The 12,544-nt window shown below is 65.3% G+C and carries 14 protein-coding genes; 8 read left to right on the plus strand and 6 right to left on the minus strand.

What is annotated here, in order from left to right; genetic code table 11:
* A complete protein-coding gene (locus FG94_RS18605; RefSeq protein ID WP_051996911.1) occupies nucleotides 1–1,212 on the plus strand; it encodes a serine hydrolase in 1,212 nt (403 codons plus the stop codon).
* Here FG94_RS18605 and FG94_RS18610 read toward each other — a convergent pair whose 3' ends face one another.
* Entirely contained in the window at nucleotides 1,213–2,022 is an 810-nt protein-coding gene (locus FG94_RS18610) for an IclR family transcriptional regulator (protein WP_051996912.1), read from the minus strand. It lies immediately after the preceding gene.
* 136 nt (nucleotides 2,023–2,158) lie between these two features.
* Between FG94_RS18610 and FG94_RS18615 the strand changes: the two genes are divergently transcribed.
* From FG94_RS18615 to FG94_RS18645, 7 genes are all read left to right on the plus strand, one after another.
* Complete coding sequence (locus FG94_RS18615) at nucleotides 2,159–2,545, plus strand: diacylglycerol kinase (protein ID WP_027865218.1); 387 nt, start codon at nucleotides 2,159–2,161, stop codon at nucleotides 2,543–2,545.
* Between the two features lie 113 nt (nucleotides 2,546–2,658).
* Nucleotides 2,659–3,297, plus strand: a complete 639-nt coding sequence (locus FG94_RS18620; RefSeq protein WP_036214775.1) for a peroxiredoxin — start codon at nucleotides 2,659–2,661, stop codon at nucleotides 3,295–3,297.
* Between the two features lie 253 nt (nucleotides 3,298–3,550).
* Nucleotides 3,551–4,324: a sulfite exporter TauE/SafE family protein gene (locus FG94_RS18625; protein WP_036214621.1), complete on the plus strand. Its 774-nt coding sequence runs from the start codon at nucleotides 3,551–3,553 to the stop codon at nucleotides 4,322–4,324.
* A gap of 108 nt (nucleotides 4,325–4,432) precedes the next feature.
* Nucleotides 4,433–5,284: a sulfate ABC transporter permease subunit CysT gene (gene cysT / locus FG94_RS18630; RefSeq protein WP_036214623.1), complete on the plus strand. Its 852-nt coding sequence runs from the start codon at nucleotides 4,433–4,435 to the stop codon at nucleotides 5,282–5,284.
* Nucleotides 5,281–6,204: a sulfate ABC transporter permease subunit CysW gene (cysW, locus tag FG94_RS18635; protein ID WP_036214625.1), complete on the plus strand. Its 924-nt coding sequence runs from the start codon at nucleotides 5,281–5,283 to the stop codon at nucleotides 6,202–6,204. Before cysT ends, cysW begins: the two co-directional genes overlap by 4 nt.
* A 2-nt stretch (nucleotides 6,205–6,206) precedes the next feature.
* Nucleotides 6,207–7,280: a sulfate/molybdate ABC transporter ATP-binding protein gene (locus tag FG94_RS18640; RefSeq protein WP_036214627.1), complete on the plus strand. Its 1,074-nt coding sequence runs from the start codon at nucleotides 6,207–6,209 to the stop codon at nucleotides 7,278–7,280.
* The gene (locus tag FG94_RS18645) at nucleotides 7,277–8,206 is read left to right on the plus strand and encodes a CysB family HTH-type transcriptional regulator (RefSeq protein ID WP_036214629.1); all 930 of its coding nucleotides are present in this window, start codon (nucleotides 7,277–7,279) and stop codon (nucleotides 8,204–8,206) included. The genes FG94_RS18640 and FG94_RS18645 overlap by 4 nt, the downstream gene beginning before the upstream one ends.
* A gap of 10 nt (nucleotides 8,207–8,216) precedes the next feature.
* On the opposite strand, the gene FG94_RS18650 is transcribed toward FG94_RS18645, so the two are convergent.
* From FG94_RS18650 to FG94_RS18670, 5 genes are all read right to left on the minus strand, one after another.
* On the minus strand, nucleotides 8,217–9,263 hold the full coding sequence (locus FG94_RS18650; RefSeq protein WP_036214630.1) for an aldo/keto reductase: 1,047 nt from the start codon (nucleotides 9,261–9,263) through the stop codon (nucleotides 8,217–8,219).
* A gap of 11 nt (nucleotides 9,264–9,274) precedes the next feature.
* Nucleotides 9,275–10,312: a quinone-dependent dihydroorotate dehydrogenase gene (locus tag FG94_RS18655; protein WP_036214632.1), complete on the minus strand. Its 1,038-nt coding sequence runs from the start codon at nucleotides 10,310–10,312 to the stop codon at nucleotides 9,275–9,277.
* 59 nt (nucleotides 10,313–10,371) lie between these two features.
* Nucleotides 10,372–11,100 (minus strand): arginyltransferase, encoded by a 729-nt coding sequence (locus FG94_RS18660; RefSeq protein WP_036214634.1) that lies wholly within the window; start codon nucleotides 11,098–11,100, stop codon nucleotides 10,372–10,374.
* An 84-nt stretch (nucleotides 11,101–11,184) separates the two neighbouring features.
* Entirely contained in the window at nucleotides 11,185–11,907 is a 723-nt protein-coding gene (gene aat, locus FG94_RS18665) for a leucyl/phenylalanyl-tRNA--protein transferase (protein WP_036214636.1), read from the minus strand.
* A gap of 14 nt (nucleotides 11,908–11,921) precedes the next feature.
* Nucleotides 11,922–12,503, minus strand: coding sequence for an NUDIX hydrolase (locus tag FG94_RS18670; RefSeq protein WP_036214638.1), 582 nt, complete (start codon nucleotides 12,501–12,503; stop codon nucleotides 11,922–11,924).
* Between the last annotated feature and the right edge of the window lie 41 nt (nucleotides 12,504–12,544).

The raw sequence follows: 12,544 nt of genomic DNA on the forward strand, positions 1-12,544 counted from the left end.
ATGTTCAAAGTTGCATTGGCTGCCATCGTATCGCTGCTGTTTGCACTCCAGCCCGTCAACGCGGCCGGCGCGGGCGCCGGTGCGGGTGCAGGCGCCGAATCCGCATCCAAGTCCAAGAAGGCCCAGCCCGCCAAAAAGAAGGCCGTCAAGAAAAAGCGCGCCACCGGCCGCAAGGCCGCGCCCGCAAAGCGCAAGGACCTGGCCCAGTCCATCGCCGACGACAATCGCCAGCGCATGGTGCGCCGCGTAGAAATGGTGCGCGGCAAGCGCAAGGTCACCTATCATGTGGTGCGCCGCGCCGGCGCCGCCGCCGGCGCGGCGGCCGTGGTCGATCCGCGCACCTTCGGCGATGCCGCCGGCCTGCGCGGCACCCCGGATTCATTGTCCCTGCGTTCGAACGTCGCCTTCGTGCTCGACCAGAACAGCTCCGAAGTCCTGTTCGAAAAGAACGCCAATGTCGCCCTGCCGATCGCCTCGATCACCAAGCTCATGACCGGCCTGGTCGTGGTGCAGGCCGGACAGGACCTCGACGAGGTGCTGCGCATTGCCGACGCCGACGTCGACCGCCACAAGTATTCCAGCTCGCGCCTGCCGGTGGGCACGCGCATGACGCGCCGCGAGATGCTGCACATTTCCCTGATGAGTTCGGAAAACCGCGCCGCTTCCGCACTCGGGCGCCACTACCCGGGCGGCATCAACGCCTTCGTGGCCGCCATGAACGCCAAGGCGCGCGAACTGGGCATGAAGGATACGCGCTTCGTCGATTCGAGCGGCTTGTCGAGCCGCAACGTCTCCAGCGCGCGCGACCTGGCGCGCCTGGTCGCCACCGCCCATGGCGAATCGCTGCTGCGCGAATTTTCCACCACGCCGAATTCGGTCGTGAAGGCGAGCGGCCGGCCGATGCGCTATGCAAACACCAACTACCTGGTGGCGCTGCCTGACTGGAACATCGGCCTGCAGAAGACCGGCTTCATCAACGAAGCGGGGCGCTGCCTGGTGATGCAGGCGGCCATCCACGGCCGCAACGTGATCATGGTGTTCCTGGATTCGAAGGGAAAGATGTCGCGCACCGCCGACGCGGGCCGCGTGCGCCGCTTCCTCGAGGCGCTGGCGCCCGGCAAGCTCGAGGAGCTGGCGCCGGGTACGCTGAGCAATGCCAGCGATGTGCCGGTGATGAGCGCCGCCACAAGCGCGGCGCCGGCACTGCACTGATCAGATCGCCGGGGTAGGGCGGTAGCCCAAGGTTGCCGAGATGCTGGACGCGGTCTGCACCAGGTCTTCCAGCCATTCTTCCTGCAGGCGGTCGGCCGGGGCCGAGATCGACAGGCCGGCCACCAGCTTGCCGCTGTCGTCGTGGATGCCGGCGGCCATGCAGCGCACCCCCAGTTCCAGTTCCTCGTTGTCGCGCGCATAGCCGCGCGCGCGCACCAGGCTCAGCTCGCGTTCGAAGCGGGCCAGGTCGGTGATCGAATTCTTGTTGTGGCCCGCGAGACCGGTGCGGGTGGCATAGGCGCGGATGGTCTTGGCATCGTCGATCGACAGGAACAGCTTGCCGGTCGAGGTCAGGTGCAGCGGCGCCCGGCCGCCGATCGCGCGCACCACCTGCATCCCGGAACGCTCGGAATAGGCACGGTCGATGTAGACGATCTCGTCGCCCTGGCGCACCGACAGGTTCACGGTCTGCTGGGTTTTCTTGTGCAGGGCGCGCATGAAGTCGAGCGCCGCTTCGCGCACCGACAGGCGGCTTTTCACCACATTGCCCAGTTCCAGCAGGCGCATGCCGAGGCGATAGGTGCCCGGCTCGACGCGGTCGACGAAGCGCGTTACCACCATGTCGTTCAGGATGCGGTGTGCGGTTGAGGGATGCAGGCCGGAGACTTTCGACAATTCCTTCAAGCTCACCGGGTCGGAATAATTGGCCAGCGCATCGAGCAGCGCCATCATGCGCTCGATCACCTGGATCGAGGTCTTGCCCGGTGCCGCGGCTGCCGACGTGTCCAACTGAGGGGTTTCCATTTTCATGATGTGGTTGGTGCAGTGCAGTATTGTGTCCCTTTATACCATGATGTGAAACGCCGATGCAAACCGATGGGGTGCAGTGTGCAAGCCAGAGCAAGGGCGGCATAATGACAGTCCTGCATTTAATTTCGAAAAACCAATGGAACACCCGATCAGCGAGTTCAAGACCAAGCGCGGCATCGCCCGCATCCTTGCCGCCTGCCGCAACACCCGGGACGGCCTGGCCTGGGCCTGGCGCAGCGAGGCCGCCTTCCGCCAGGAGATCGTGGTGATCGCCATCGCGAGCGTGGCGGCCCTGCTGCTGCCGGTGTCGGCTTTCCAGAAACTGGTCCTGATCGGCGTGCTGATCCTGGTGCTGATCGTGGAGATCATCAACTCGGCCATCGAGGCCGTGGTCGACCGCATTTCGCTCGAGCGCCATCCGCTGTCGAAAGTGGCGAAGGACATGGGCAGCGCCGCCGTCGCCCTGGCCTTGCTGCTGGCGACGGCCACCTGGGCGGTGGTGCTGTACAGCCGGTTTTTCTAAGGAAGAATGCGGAACAAGCAAATTACAAAGCTGTCGTTTGCCAAACCGCCAAGTGCTCTTAGACTATGCGTTGCAGAAGTAACCCCGTAGTCCAATCACATGGAGAAATGACGATGACCTTACGCCTCGGCCATACCGCCCCCGATTTCGAGCAGGATTCCAGCATCGGCAAGATCCGCTTCCACGAGTGGGCGGGCGATTCCTGGGTGGTGTTGTTCTCGCATCCGGCCGACTTCACCCCGGTCTGCACCACCGAACTGGGCCTGACCGCCAAGCTGAAGCCAGAGTTCGACAAGCGCAACGTCAAGGCGATCGCGCTGTCGGTCGACCCGGCCGAGCAGCATCGTGCATGGATCAAGGACATCGAGGAAACCCAGCAGACCGTGGTCGGCTTCCCGATCATCGCCGACGCCGACAAATCGGTGTCCACCCTGTACGACATGATCCACCCGGAAGCCTCGGCCACCGCCACCGTGCGCTCGCTGTTCGTGATCGACCCGGCCAAGAAGGTGCGCCTGATCATCACCTACCCGATGAGCACCGGCCGCAACTTCGACGAAGTGCTGCGCGTGATCGACGCCCTGCAGTTGACCGACGGCTACACCGTGGCCACCCCGGGCAACTGGAAGGACGGCGACGACGTCATCATTCCGCTGACCGTGCAGGATCCGGCCGTCATCGAGCAGAAGTATCCGAAAGGCTATACCTCGCCGCGTCCTTACCTGCGCCTGACTCCGCAGCCGAACAAGTAAGGCTTCTGTATCGGGTCTCTGTGCCCGATGCATCAATGCATACCCGTAGGGTGGGCGGGTCTTCCCGCCCACGCGGTGATCGTTATCGGCTCCGTCATCGTGCCGGATGAACTTGCTGCAAGCTATCACCGCGTGGGCGAGGGACTCGCCCACCCTACAACCCCAAGTCGAGTCCGCATAAGCAAATAAGAAACCTGTTGTTTGCCGAACTGCCGAGTCCCCTTACCCTGAGCATTAACTTAGGGGTAATGGCATGTCGACGACGTATATCATCGCGGGTTTTGCAGTAGGGCTGCTGGTCGGTATGACCGGCGTGGGCGGAGGTTCGCTCATGACGCCGCTGCTGACGCTGCTGTTCGGTGTCTCGCCCTCGGTTGCTGTCGGCACCGACCTCGCCTTTGCTTCCATCACCAAGGGTGTCGGCACCGTCACCCACCGTTTCAACCGCACCGTCCAGTGGCAGATCGTCGGCCGCCTGTGCCTGGGCGCCTTGCCGGCCGCGCTGGTGGCGACCCTGGCGCTGAAGCATTTCGGCGGGCTCGATGAAGAGATCGGGCAGCTCATCCGTTATTCCATCGCCGGCTCCGTGATGCTGACCGTGATCGCGCTGCTGTTCCGCGCGCGCATGCTGGCCTGGGTCAACGCCAAACCGGGGCGCCAGCTGCAGGGCAGGGCGCTGACCACCGCCACCGTCGTTTCCGGCGCGGTGCTGGGCGTGCTCGTCACCGTGTCCTCGATCGGCGCGGGCGCCATCGGCGCCACGCTGCTGGTCATGCTGTATCCGCGCCTGACACCGGCCGAAGTGGCCGGCACCGACATCGCCTATGCCGTGCCGCTGACCGCGATCGCCGCCGTCGGCCACTGGTGGCTGGGCTCGATCGACTGGATGCTGCTGCTGACCCTGCTCATCGGTTCGGTGCCGGGCATCACGCTGGGCGCCATGGCCGCGCGCAAGGTGCCGGAGCGCTTCCTGCGCGCCCTGCTGGCGACCACGCTGACCGGCGTGGCGGCGAAGCTGGTTTTCTGATCCGTAATAGCTGTTTCCGTCTATGCAAATGAGGAAAGTTTCGTTTGTAATATAAGGGCCGCATGAGATTATGGTGGCCCGTTAGAAGAATTTGTAATAAGGGCTTCCATGACCACGCTCGCATTGCCAGCGCGACGATCTCCCGGCCGGGTCATCCCCGGATTCGGCATCTCGCTTGGCTTCACGATTTTCTACCTCGCGCTGATCGTCCTGATCCCGCTGTCGGCGGTCTTCCTGAAGACCTTCACGATGAGCTGGGAGGCCTTCTGGAGCGCCGTCACCTCCGAGCGCGTGATGGCCTCGTACCGCCTCACCTTCGGCGCCTCGCTGCTGGCCGCCTTCATCAACGTCATCTTCGGCGGCATCGTCGCCTGGGTGCTGGTGCGCTACACCTTCCCGGGCAAGCGCATCATCGATGCCCTGGTCGACCTGCCGTTCGCGCTGCCCACCGCGGTGGCCGGCATCACGCTCACCGCCCTGTACTCGCACAATGGCCTCATCGGCGAACAGCTGGCCAAGTTCGGCATCAAGGTCGCCTTCACGCCGCTGGGCGTGCTGGTGGCGCTGACCTTCATCGGCCTGCCCTTCGTGGTGCGCACGGTGCAGCCGGTGCTGGAAGAGGCCGAGCGCGAACTGGAAGAAGCCGCCGCCAGCCTGGGCGCCTCGCCGCTGCAGACTTTCTGGCGCGTGGTGCTGCCGTCGATCGTGCCGGCGCTGCTGACCGGCTTCGCGCTGGCTTTTGCCCGCGCCACCGGCGAATACGGCTCGGTGATCTTCATCGCGGGCAACCTGCCGATGGTCTCCGAGATCACGCCGCTGTTCATCATCACCAAACTCGAGCAGTACGACTACGCGGGCGCCACGGCGATCGCGGTGGTCATGCTGATCATCTCCTTCATCCTGCTGCTGACGATTAACCTGCTGCAGGCATGGACCCGCAAACGGGCAGGCAAGAAATGAGCGCAGTGTTCGACAATCTCCATGCGGCGCAGGACAGCAAAAGCGCTGGCACCCCGGTGCGCCGCCGCAAGACCAACGTGCTGGAGCCGGACTGGGTGCGCTACCTCCTGATCGCGGTGGCGCTGGCTTTCCTGACCCTGTTCCTGTTCGTGCCGCTGGCCGCCGTGTTCACCGAAGCGCTCAAGCGCGGCTGGGACGTCTACCTCGAATCGATCCGCGACCCGGATGCGATCTCCGCCATCAAGCTCACGCTGATCGCGGCCGGCATCTCGGTGCCGCTGAACCTGGTGTTCGGCGTGGCCGCGGCCTGGGCCATCGCCAAGTTCGAGTTCCGCGGCAAGAGCGTCCTGCTGACGCTGATCGACCTGCCGTTCTCGGTGTCGCCGGTGATCGCGGGCCTGATCTACGTGCTGCTGTTCGGCGCCCAGGGCTGGTTCGGCGAGTGGCTGGCCGAGCACGACATCAAGATCCTGTTCGCGGTGCCGGGCATCGTGCTGGCGACGGTGTTCATCACCTTCCCGTTCGTGGCGCGCGAGCTGATCCCGCTGATGCAGCAGCAGGGCACGGAGGAGGAGGAAGCCGCGCTGGTGCTGGGCGCCTCGGGCTGGTCGACCTTCTGGCGCGTGACGCTGCCGAACATCAAATGGGGCCTGCTGTACGGCGTCATCCTGTGTAACGCCCGTGCCATGGGCGAGTTCGGCGCGGTGTCGGTGGTCTCGGGCCACATCCGCGGCGAGACCAACACCATGCCGCTGCAGGTCGAGATCCTCTACAACGAATACAACTTCACGGCCGCGTTCGCGATCGCATCGCTGCTGGCGCTGCTCGCGCTGGTCACCCTGGCGGTGAAGAGCTTTATCGAATGGCGCCTGCACCAGGTACGCAAAGCGGCCGCCGAAGAACGACAGAAGGAAGCCTGAACATGACGATCGAAGTCCAACACATCCGCAAGCAGTTCGGCCAGTTCACCGCGCTCGACGACGTCTCGCTGCAGTTCCCGGACGGCCAGCTGACCGCCTTGCTGGGCCCATCCGGCTGCGGCAAGACGACCCTGTTGCGCGTCATCGCCGGCCTCGAACATCCCGATTCGGGCGCCGTGCTGCTCGACGGCCAGGACGCCTCGCACCGCCACGTGCGCGAGCGCCAGGTCGGCTTCGTGTTCCAGCACTACGCGCTGTTCAAGCACATGACCGTGTTCGAGAACGTCGCCTTCGGTTTGCGCGTCAAGCCGCGCAAGGAGCGTCCGTCGGAACAGCAGATCCGCGACAAGGTGCGCCAGCTGCTCGAACTCGTGCAGCTCGACTGGATCGCCGACCGCTATCCGCCGCAGCTCTCGGGCGGCCAGCGCCAGCGTATCGCCCTGGCGCGTGCCCTGGCGGTGGAGCCGCGCGTGCTGCTGCTCGACGAACCCTTCGGCGCGCTGGACGCCAAGGTGCGCAAGGAACTGCGCCGCTGGCTGCGCCGCCTGCACGACGAGCTGCACGTCACCTCGATCTTCGTGACGCACGACCAGGAAGAAGCGCTGGAAGTGGCCGACCAGGTGGTCCTGATGAACAAGGGCCGCGTCGAACAGCTCGGTGCGCCAAGCGAGGTGTACAACAAGCCGGCTTCGCCCTTCGTCTACGGCTTCCTCGGCAACGTCAACCTGTTCCACGGCCGCGTGCACGAAGGCGTGCTGGCCAGTGGCGAAGCGCAGTTCCAGGCGCCCGAGCATGCGAGCGTCCGTAACGGCGAAGGCATCGGCTACGTGCGTCCGCACGAGCTCGACGTCGCGCGCTATACGCCCGGCGCCGACGGCGTGGTGGCCAAGCTGCGCCGCGCGCATGCGATCGGCCCGCTGGCCCAGCTCGACCTCGAGCGCGCCGACAACCAGCAGCTGATCGAGGCGGTGATCCCGAACGAGCTGTTCTCGAGCCAGGGCTTCAAGGAAGGGGATACCCTGGTGGTCAAGCCGCGCCGCATCGAAGTCTTCGTCGATGCAGGAGAGGGAATATGAACTTCCAGCAGCTGCGTTCCGTGCGCGAGGCCGCACGCCGCGACTTCAACCTGACCGAAGTCGCCAATGCGCTGTTCACCTCGCAGCCGGGCGTGTCGCGCCAGATCCGCGAACTCGAGGAAGAACTCGGCGTCGTGATCTTCGAGCGCAACGGCAAGCGCCTGACCGGGCTGACCCCGCCTGGCAAGGGCATCCTCAAGATCGTCGAGCGCCTGCTGGTCGAGGCCGAGAACCTGCAGCAGGCCAGCGCCGAGTTCGCGGCCCAGGACAGCGGCACGCTCACCGTCGCCGTGACCCACACCCAGGCGCGCTACGCGCTGCCGCAGGTGGTGCAGTCCTTCCGCAACGCCTTCCCGGGCGTGCGCATCGCCCTGCAGCAAAGCGCGCCGGAACACATCGCCGAATGGGTCCTGTCGGGAAAGGCCGACATCGGCATCGCGACCGAAGGCCTGTCGGCCTTCCCGGACCTGGTCTCCTTCCCGTGCTACCGCTGGAGCCACCTGATCGTGGCGCCGGAAGGACATCCGATCTTCAGCTCCAGCCAGCCGCTGCGGCTGGAGGACCTGGCCGAGTATCCCCTGATTACCTACGACGTCGGCTTCACGGGCCGCAGCCACATCGACGCCGCTTTCGTGGAAGCCGGGCTGGCGCCGGATATCGTGCTGACCGCGATGGACTCGGACGTCATCAAGCAGTACGTGTCGCTGGGGATGGGCGTCGGCATCGTGGCCTCGATGGCCTTCGACCATGGCCGCGACAAGGGGATGCGCGCGATCGAGGCCTCGCACCTGTTCGCGCCGAACGTGACGCGCCTCGCCGTGCGCAAGGGCTCGTATCTGCGGGCCTACGCGTATCACTTCATCGAGCGCTTTGCGCAGGGGTATACGCGCTCGGATATCGAGAAGGCCTTGCAGGCGGAGCTGTGAGCAGCCGCGCTCACTGCCCCACGTTCATGTAGCGCGCGTGGATCTCGTCGATCCCCTTGAGCACGTCCGCTGACAGCACCAGGTCGGCCGCGTCGATGTTCTCCTTCAGCTGCGCGATACTGGTGGCCCCGATGATGGTCGACCCCACGAACCAGCGCGAGTAGCACCACGCCAGCGCCATCTGCGCAGGCAGCATGCCGTTCGCGCGCGCCAGCGCCGCGTACTCGGCGGTCGCTGCCAGCACGCTCGGGCGCACATAACGCGGGCTCCAACCCTTCGGGAAGATCGTCAGGCGGCCATGCGCGTTCGGATCGTCGAGATACTTGCTTGTGAGCTGCCCGAAGGCCAGCGGGCTGTAGGCCAGCAGGCTCACGCCTTCGCGGTAGCAGGCCTCGTCCATCAGGCTGGTCTCGAAGTGGCGCGCGGTGAGGTTGTACAGGTTCTGCACCGTGGCGATGCGCGGCAAGCCGCGCTGCTCCGAGCGCTTGATGTACTGGCACACGCCCCAGGTGCTTTCGTTCGATACGCCGACGTGGCGGATCATCCCCGCCCGCACCATGTCGTCCAGCGCCTCGAGCGTCTCATGGATCGGCACTGCCGGCCGTTCGCCTTCCGGATCGAAGCTGTTGGCCCCGAAGATCGGCAGGTTCCGGCTCGGCCAGTGGATCTGGTACAGGTCGATGTAGTCGGTGTGCAGGCGGCGCAGGCTGTCCTCGACGGCAGCGCGGATGTTGGTTGCGTCGAGGTTGTGGTTGGCCCCGCGGATCCAGGGCATCATCTTGTTCGGCCCGGCGATCTTGGTCGCCAGCACCACGTCGGCACGCCGGCCCGTCTTCCTGAGCCAGCTGCCGATATAACGCTCGGTCGAGCCTTGCGTGTCGGGACGCGCCATCACCGGGTACATCTCGGCGGTATCGATGAAGTTGATGCCGCGTTCCAGTGCGTAGTCGAGCTGGCTGTGTGCATCGAGCTCGGTGTTCTGTTCGCCGAAGGTCATGGTGCCGAGGCAGACCTTCGACACCATCAGATCGGTTTGTCCCAGCTGCCTGCGTTCCATGCTATCTCCCCTTAGCGGCGCAGCGCGGCCGCGGCGTCGCGGATCAGTGCCGGGCCCGCGTAGATAAAACCGGTGTAGAGCTGCACCAGCTGCGCGCCGGCGGCGATCTTGGCGCGCGCATCCTCGCCGCGCATGATGCCGCCCACGCCGATGATCGGCAGCGCGTCGCCCAGCTCGGCTTTCAACAGGCGGATCACCGTGTTCGACAATTCGAACACCGGCGCGCCCGACAGGCCGCCTGCTTCCTCCCCATGCTGCATGCCCTGCACCGCAGTGCGGCTGAGCGTGGTGTTGGTGGCGATGACGCCGTCGATCTTGTGGCGCAGCAGAGCGCCGGCAATGTTGCGCACCTGATCGCCGTCGATGTCCGGCGCGATCTTCAGCGCCACCGGCACATAGCGCTTGTGCTGGTCGGCCAGGCGCAGCTGCTCTTCCTTGAGTTGGGAGAGCAGGGCGTCGAGCTCGGATTCGCCCTGGAGCTGGCGCAGGTTCTTGGTATTCGGCGAGGAGATGTTGACCGTCACGTAGCTGGCGTAAGGGTAGACCTTGCGCAAGCAATGCAGGTAATCGTCGGCGGCGCGCTCGATCGGCGTGTCGGCGTTCTTGCCGATGTTCAGGCCCAGCACGCCCTGCTTGTCCTGGTAGAAGGTTGATGCCTGCACGTTGGATACAAAAGCATCCACGCCGCCGTTGTTGAAGCCCATGCGGTTGATGATGCCCTGCGCCTGCGGCAGGCGGAAGATGCGCGGCTTCGGGTTGCCGCCCTGGGGGCGCGGCGTCACGGTGCCGATCTCGATCGAGCCGAAGCCGAGCGAGGCCAGGCCGTCGATGTAGGCCCCGTCCTTGTCGAGGCCGGCGGCCAGGCCGACCGGGTTCGGGAAGGTGATGCCCATGACCGTGCGCGGGTCCGGCGCCGGGCGGCCGGACAACTTGGTGAGGCCGAGCGCGGCGGCGCGGCGCAGCAGCGGCAGGGTCAGGTTGTGGGCTTGCTCGGCGTCGAGCGAGAACAGCAGCAGGCGGGCGAGGGAGTACAGAAGCTTGTCGGACATGGAGGACTCATCGTAAGTGACTCCCGCCATTTTACAGCGCCCGGAGGCGCGCAAGTCCCTCAGCGTTCCAGCACGCCCCATACGCCCTTGACGCGTGCTTCGAGCGGACGGAAGTTGATCTTGTAGGCCATCTTCGGACTTTGCTCGATCCAGTAGCCCAGGTAGACGTACTGGAGGCCGAGCTCGCGCGCCTGGTTGACCTGCCACATGACGTTGTAGGTGCCGAAGGACGCGCCCGGCACGTCCGGGTCGAAGAAGGTATACACCGACGACAGGCCATCGGACAGCACGTCGATGATGGACACCATGCGCAGCAGGCCGTCGGGCTCGCGGAACTCGACCAGGCGGGTATTCACCCGGCTCTGCAGCAGGAACTGGGCGTACTGGTCGCGGCTGTCCTGGTCCATGCCGCCGCCGACGTGGCGGGTGGTCTGGTAGCGCAGGTAGAGCGCGTAGTGCTCGTCCGAGAACGCCAGGTTGGCAACCATCGCGACCAGGTCGCCGTGGCGCTTCCATGCGCGGCGCTGGGTACGGTTGGGCGTGAAGTCCTCGCACTTCACGCGCACCGGGATGCAGGCCTGGCAGCCGTCGCAGTATGGGCGGTAGGTGAAGATGCCGCTGCGGCGGAATCCGTTGCGCACCAGTTCGGAATAGACGTCGGCATTGATCAGGTGCGAAGGCGTCGCGACTTGCGAACGGGCCTGGCGCGCATCGAGGTAACTGCAGGGGTAGGGCGCCGTCGTGTAGAACTGCAGCGTAGCGAAAGGCAGGTCATTTAGGTGCGTCATGCAAAAAGCTCTCGAGACGACGTGATGATCCTATTTTAACGAAATCAGGCCGGTGTCACTGTTAGCCAGTCAACGGTGCCGCCTTCAGGACCCTAAAGGTGGCACAATCTCCCAGCGGGTGATGGCTGGCTCGCGGATGGCCTGGCGCAAGTGCGCCAGGAAAGCGCTGCGCGGAATCGGCGCGGCCCCCAGCGAAGCCAGGTGCCCGGTCTCCTGCTGGCAGTCGATCATCGACACGCCCTGGCTGCGCAGGAAAGCCACCAGGTAGGCCAGGGCCACCTTGGACGCGTCCGACACCCGGGCGAACATCGATTCTCCGTAGAACATGCGGCCGATGCAGACGCCGTAGGCGCCGCCGACCAGCTCGCCCTCGTAGCGGACCTCGGACGAATGGGCATAGCCCATGGCATGCAGGCCGGTGTAGCCGTCGATGATGTCTTCCGAGATCCAGGTGCCGGGCCCGTCCTTGCGCGGGGCGGCGCAGGCACGCATCACGTCCTGGAAGGCCGTGTCGAAGCGCACGTCCCACGGGCCGCCCTCGAGCCGGCTGCGCTCGACGCGTCTCAGGGTTTTCTTCAGGCTGTCGCTGAGCTTGAAGCGCTCCGTGCGCAGCACCATGCGCGGGTCGGTGCTCCACCACAGGATGGGCTGGCCTTCCGAGAACCAGGGAAAGATGCCGTTCTGGTAGGCCAGTAGCAGGCGCTGCGGCGACAGGTCGGCGCCGGCCGCGAGCAGGCCGGGGGCGTCGATCGTCAGCGCCTCGGATACGTCGGGAAACGGCGATGTCGGCTCGAGCCAGGGGATCATGGCGGGCTCGTGGATCAGTCGGGTTCGCGGGGAGCCAGCATCGGGCGAACGATGTCCCGGCTATGAAAACCGTAGCTGCCGCCCTCGCGCACTTTGACGCGGTCGGCAAAGAAGAGTTCCAGCGTGCTGCGCACCGTTGGGAAAGCCAGCTCGTCCCAGGGGATCTCGTCCTGGGTGAACAGCTGCACTTCCAGGCTTTCCTCGCCCGGCGCGAAATCGAGATTGCGCAGGCGCGCCAGGTAGAACAGGTGGACCTGGTGCACATGGGCCACATTCAGCAGGGTGAACAGCTTGCCGAGTTCGACGTCGGCGCCGGCTTCCTCTTCGGTTTCGCGCACGGCCGCCTGCTCGGTGGTTTCCTCGTTTTCCATGAAGCCGGCCGGCAAGGTCCAGTAGCCGTAACGCGGTTCGATCGCGCGCTTGCACAGCAGGATCTGTAGCTTGCCGTCCTGTTCCCAGACGGGGATCGAGCCGATGACCAGCTTGGGATTCTGGTAGTGGATCGCGTGGCAGTTGGGGCAGACGTAGCGCGGCCGGTTGTCGCCTTCGGGGATTGCCAGGGCGACAGGATGGGCGCACTCGGAACAGAATTTCATAGGTCAGCGGCAGGTTGAGATTGTGCTTACTTTACACTGAA

This window comes from Massilia sp. LC238, assembly GCF_000735635.1.
Lineage (GTDB): Bacteria > Pseudomonadota > Gammaproteobacteria > Burkholderiales > Burkholderiaceae_D > Telluria > Telluria varians.

What these genes read in the sequence shown, in the direction of transcription:
- FG94_RS18605 (WP_051996911.1), top strand. Translation starts at nt 1, where the DNA reads ATGTTCAAAGTTGCATTGGCTGCCATCGTATCGCTGCTGTTTGCACTC.
- FG94_RS18610 (WP_051996912.1), bottom strand. Translation starts at nt 2,022, where the DNA reads ATGAAAATGGAAACCCCTCAGTTGGACACGTCGGCAGCCGCGGCACCG.
- FG94_RS18615 (WP_027865218.1), top strand. Translation starts at nt 2,159, where the DNA reads ATGGAACACCCGATCAGCGAGTTCAAGACCAAGCGCGGCATCGCCCGC.
- FG94_RS18620 (WP_036214775.1), top strand. Translation starts at nt 2,659, where the DNA reads ATGACCTTACGCCTCGGCCATACCGCCCCCGATTTCGAGCAGGATTCC.
- FG94_RS18625 (WP_036214621.1), top strand. Translation starts at nt 3,551, where the DNA reads ATGTCGACGACGTATATCATCGCGGGTTTTGCAGTAGGGCTGCTGGTC.
- cysT (WP_036214623.1), top strand. Translation starts at nt 4,433, where the DNA reads ATGACCACGCTCGCATTGCCAGCGCGACGATCTCCCGGCCGGGTCATC.
- cysW (WP_036214625.1), top strand. Translation starts at nt 5,281, where the DNA reads ATGAGCGCAGTGTTCGACAATCTCCATGCGGCGCAGGACAGCAAAAGC.
- FG94_RS18640 (WP_036214627.1), top strand. Translation starts at nt 6,207, where the DNA reads ATGACGATCGAAGTCCAACACATCCGCAAGCAGTTCGGCCAGTTCACC.
- FG94_RS18645 (WP_036214629.1), top strand. Translation starts at nt 7,277, where the DNA reads ATGAACTTCCAGCAGCTGCGTTCCGTGCGCGAGGCCGCACGCCGCGAC.
- FG94_RS18650 (WP_036214630.1), bottom strand. Translation starts at nt 9,263, where the DNA reads ATGGAACGCAGGCAGCTGGGACAAACCGATCTGATGGTGTCGAAGGTC.
- FG94_RS18655 (WP_036214632.1), bottom strand. Translation starts at nt 10,312, where the DNA reads ATGTCCGACAAGCTTCTGTACTCCCTCGCCCGCCTGCTGCTGTTCTCG.
- FG94_RS18660 (WP_036214634.1), bottom strand. Translation starts at nt 11,100, where the DNA reads ATGACGCACCTAAATGACCTGCCTTTCGCTACGCTGCAGTTCTACACG.
- aat (WP_036214636.1), bottom strand. Translation starts at nt 11,907, where the DNA reads ATGATCCCCTGGCTCGAGCCGACATCGCCGTTTCCCGACGTATCCGAG.
- FG94_RS18670 (WP_036214638.1), bottom strand. Translation starts at nt 12,503, where the DNA reads ATGAAATTCTGTTCCGAGTGCGCCCATCCTGTCGCCCTGGCAATCCCC.